Here is a 3,822-nt window from a genome sequence, read left to right as displayed (position 1 = left end):
GTCGTGCAGCAGCGCGGAGACGATCCAGTCAGTGTCGGCGCCGTCGCGCCAGGCGCGCGTCGCCGCCTGCAGCGAATGGCCGAGCCGGGTGATCTTATAGCCGGACAAACCTTCGTCCAGCTGCACCAGCGCGGAAAGCAGCCGATCCCCCGTCCTGGCGGCATAGTCGATCTCGTGGGCGGTCAGGAATTCATAGTCTTCCTTGTCGCCGTCCTTCATCGCGGTGAATTTGACGGTAGCCATCTCGACCTCCCGCTTTTCAATGTTGTTTGAGCATGATCTTTTCCGAACCGCAGGTCAGCGAAGCAAAAACCGGTTCCCACTTTTCGGGGTCATGCTCATGCCGCGATCGGAGCCCGCTTGGTGAGGTTAAGCTTCTTGCGCACTTCCTCCGGTCCGAGCACGCGCGCACCGAGATTGGAGACGATGCTCACCGCGCGCTCGACGAGCTGCGCATTGGTCGCCAGCACGCCCTTGTCCAGCCACAGATTGTCTTCCAGCCCGACACGGACATTGCCGCCGGCCAGCACCGCCGCCGCGACATAGGCCATTTGGTTGCGGCCGATCGAGAAGGCCGACCAGTTCCAGGTCGACGGCACGTTGTTGACCATCGCCATGAAGGTGTTGAGGTCGTCCGGCGCGCCCCAAGGCACACCCATGCACAGCTGCACCAGCGCATCCGGCTTCAGCACCTGTTCCTCGACCAGCTGCTTGGCGAACCACAAATGCCCGGTATCGAAAGCCTCGATCTCGGGCTTCACGCCGAGCGCCGTCATCATGCCGCCCATGGCGCGCAGCATGCCGGGCGTGTTGGTCATCACATAGTCGGCTTCGGCGAAGTTCATCGTGCCGCAATCAAGCGTGCAGATCTCCGGCAGGCACTGGCGCACATGCTCCATGCGGTTGGTGGCGCCGCCCATGTCGGTGCCCTTCTCGTTGAGCGGCAGCGGCGCTTCCGGCGAGCCGAACACCATGTCGCCGCCCATGCCGGCGGTGAGGTTCAGCACCACATCCACGTTCGCCTCGCGGATGCGCTCGGTGACCTCGCGGTAGAGATGGACGTCGCGCCTCGGCTTGCCGGTCTCGGGGTCGCGCACATGGCAATGGACGATCGCAGCACCCGCCTTGGCGGCCTCGATCGCCGAATCGGCGATCTGCTTGGGCGAGCGCGGCACGTTCGGGCTGCGGTCCTGCGTCCCGCCGGAACCGGTCACGGCACAGGTAATGAAAACCTCACGGTTCATCGCGAGCGGCATCGTCTTTCCTCCCAAATTCGATCAGCCATTGATGAAGCCGGAAACCGGCTTTGCTATGACGACCTGCGCCGAAGCTGGCCAAGCATGACCGACTTGCCGGAAACTGTTTTGCGTTTTACGAAGGCGCCATGACTAAAAGCGAAAAGCCGACGATCTTTCGCGCCGAGCGGGAAACCCTCAAGGTGACGTTTCTGGTGTTCTCGGGCTCGTCGATCATGTGCGTGGCCTCGGCGGTCGACCCGCTGCGCGCCGCCAACCGCATTTCCGGCGAGACTTTGTTCGACTTCAAGCTGGTCTCGCTCACCGGAGAGGCGCCGGTGACGACCTGCGGCTTGCCGGTCGCCGTCGGCGGCTGCTTCGATGCCGCCGAAGCGACCGACATGCTGGTCGTCGTCGCCGGCTTCGGCACGCAGAACTATGCGACGTCGGCGTTGCTTGCCGGGTTGCGCCGCGCGGCGCGTGCGGCCCGCGCCTGCGGCGGCGTCGAGGCCGGCACCTGGCTGGTGGCGCGCGCCGGCCTGCTCGAAGGCCGCAGCGCCACCACGCATTGGGAAGACATGGAGGATTTCTCCGCCGCCTTTCCGGGCGTCGATGTGCGCCCCGACCGCTATGTCATCGACGGGCCGGTCTTCACCTCGGGCGGTGCCTCGCCCACCTTCGACCTGATGCTGCATCTGGTCCGCACCCGGCTCGGCATGGCGGCCGCGCTCGATGTGGCGAGCGTCTTCATCTACGATCAGACGCGCGCGGCGACCGACGCCCAGCCGCTGGTCTCGCTCGGCCGGCTCGACGGCTACGATCCGCGCCTGGCGCAGGCGATCCGACTGATGGAAGCGCATGTCGATGAGCCGCTGACCATCGATGCCGTGGCCAAGCGCGCCGGCGTCACGGCGCGCACACTCGAGAGCATCTTCCGCAAGTCGATCGGCGAGACGCCGGGCGCCTACTATCTGCGGCTGCGGCTCGCCGCCGCCCGACGTCTGGTGGTCGACACGCGCATCGCCATGGCCGACATTGCCGGGCGTACGGGTTTTTCATCAGCCGCGGCGTTTTCCAGGGCGTTTTCCCGCGCGTTCGGCGAAGCGCCGGTCAGGCTGCGGCGCGGCTGAGGATCCAGTCCACCGCCGCGCTGAGGTCGTCGACCAGCGCCGTGGGCGCCGGGTCGAAGCGTGTCTCGTCACCGGGGCGATACTTGCCGGTGCGTACGAGCAGCGCCGCGCCGAGCCCGGCGCTGAGCGCGCCGGCGACATCGCTTTCCGCGTCGTCGCCGACCATCACCGCGTCGGTCTGCGGGCAATTCAAGCCGGCAAGCGCCGAGAGGAAGAAATCGGGCGACGGCTTGCCGAGCACGACAGGGCTTCGCCCGCAGGCGAATTCGAGCGCTGCCACGAAGGCGCCGGCGTCGAGGCTGAGCTGGCCGTCTGCGTCCTTGAAGGTGCGGTTGGTGGCCAAAGCGAGAAAATCGGCGCCGGCAACCAGTTCGCGGAACGCTCGGTTTAGGCCGGCATAGTCGAAGGCCTCGCCGGCGTCGCCGACAACGACAGCGCGGCTCTTGCCGCCCTCCGAACCGGTAAACTCGGCTTCGAGGTTGGGATGGACGAGCAGGTGAGGCTGCCGGTCATGCCTTCGCAGCCATTCGAGCGCAGCGCGCGCCGGCGTCAGCAATTCTTCATCCCTCACCTCGACACCCATTGCGGCGAGCTGCGCGATGATTTTATGGCGCGGCGAACGTGTCGTGTTGCTGACGAAGCGGAGCGGCAGTCCGGCCTTGCGCAAACGCTCGACCGCAGCCACAGCGCTTGCGATCGGGGTGTCGCCATCATAGACGACACCCGCGAGATCGAGCAGCACCGCGCGTATCATCGGTGCAGGATGGAGAAACAGTCTCCGTTCGTCAAACTGCCGAAAATACGCCCACGGACACAGGGGCCGAAGAATCAGGCGGCGTCGCTGCCTTCGCGCACAATGCGCGAGCGCATGCTCTTGGCCAGCGCCGTTTCCAACCGCGCGGCGACCGCGCGATCCCATTCATTTGCTTCGCCGGCGCCATCCTTCGGATGCGGCAGCGCCATCAGCCGATCGATGATCGAACCAGCCTCGCCGGAAGAGAGCAGGGCGTCGATTTCGCGTTCGTGCTGCATACGTTTCGCCTCCTTCTTTCCTTCCCGCCGCATGTCGACAATATACGCGATTCGTGACGGCTGTTTGAAGGCAAGAGCGCGGCGATTGAGAGGCAGCGCGGGGCAAAACCTTGTCGTGTAGGTTCACCCCGCATGGAATGCAATTTCAGCTCTGCGGCGCTCGATTCGGGCGCCGCAGGAAAGCCTCAGACGTAGCGGTTGACGATGTTTTCAAGGAGCTCCTGCCGGCCGGAGCGCGGCTGCGGCTCGATCTTCTCCGTCACCACGCGTTCGGCGATCTCCTCCAGCGTACGCTTGCCGGAAAGCATCGCCTTGCCTTCGGCCGTGTTCCAGCCGGCATAGCGTTCGTTAAGCGGACCCGACAGCGCCTTGTCTCCGATCATCCTGGCCGCCGCCTTGAGCCCGCGCGCGCAGGCGTCCATGCC

At 65.6% G+C, this 3,822-nt stretch carries 4 protein-coding genes and 2 pseudogenes; 1 reads left to right on the top strand and 5 read right to left on the bottom strand.

The annotated features are described in order from the left end of the window. Positions 1-243: pseudogene (locus EOA79_RS30530) on the bottom strand (peptidase); the annotation flags it as partial. Positions 244-338: 95 nt separating this feature from the next. Further along, positions 339-1,256: a 3-keto-5-aminohexanoate cleavage protein gene (locus EOA79_RS30525; RefSeq protein WP_066996067.1), complete on the bottom strand. Its 918-nt coding sequence runs from the start codon at positions 1,254-1,256 to the stop codon at positions 339-341. A gap of 128 nt (positions 1,257-1,384) precedes the next feature. Between EOA79_RS30525 and EOA79_RS30520 the strand changes: the two genes are divergently transcribed. Beyond that, a complete protein-coding gene (locus tag EOA79_RS30520) occupies positions 1,385-2,365 on the top strand; it encodes a GlxA family transcriptional regulator (RefSeq protein WP_067324067.1) in 981 nt (326 codons plus the stop codon). On the opposite strand, the gene EOA79_RS30515 is transcribed toward EOA79_RS30520, so the two are convergent. The 3 genes and pseudogenes from EOA79_RS30515 to EOA79_RS30505 all read right to left on the bottom strand — a co-directional run. Further along, entirely contained in the window at positions 2,346-3,107 is a 762-nt protein-coding gene (locus tag EOA79_RS30515; protein WP_348631109.1) for a TIGR01458 family HAD-type hydrolase, read from the bottom strand. The genes EOA79_RS30520 and EOA79_RS30515 overlap by 20 nt on opposite strands. 86 nt (positions 3,108-3,193) lie before the next feature. Then, complete coding sequence (locus tag EOA79_RS30510; protein WP_095824431.1) at positions 3,194-3,397, bottom strand: hypothetical protein; 204 nt, start codon at positions 3,395-3,397, stop codon at positions 3,194-3,196. A gap of 185 nt (positions 3,398-3,582) precedes the next feature. Continuing rightward, a pseudogene (locus EOA79_RS30505) lies at positions 3,583-3,822 on the bottom strand (xylose isomerase); the annotation flags it as partial.

The organism is Mesorhizobium sp. M1A.F.Ca.IN.020.03.2.1 (genome assembly GCF_004023205.1).
Classification (GTDB): domain Bacteria; phylum Pseudomonadota; class Alphaproteobacteria; order Rhizobiales; family Rhizobiaceae; genus Mesorhizobium.
This window is presented reverse-complemented; position numbering and strand designations above follow the sequence as displayed.

Coding starts and splice junctions, on each gene's coding strand:
- EOA79_RS30525 (WP_066996067.1), bottom strand. CDS start 1,256: ATGCCGCTCGCGATGAACCGTGAGGTTTTCATTACCTGTGCCGTGACC.
- EOA79_RS30510 (WP_095824431.1), bottom strand. CDS start 3,397: ATGCAGCACGAACGCGAAATCGACGCCCTGCTCTCTTCCGGCGAGGCT.
- EOA79_RS30520 (WP_067324067.1), top strand. CDS start 1,385: ATGACTAAAAGCGAAAAGCCGACGATCTTTCGCGCCGAGCGGGAAACC.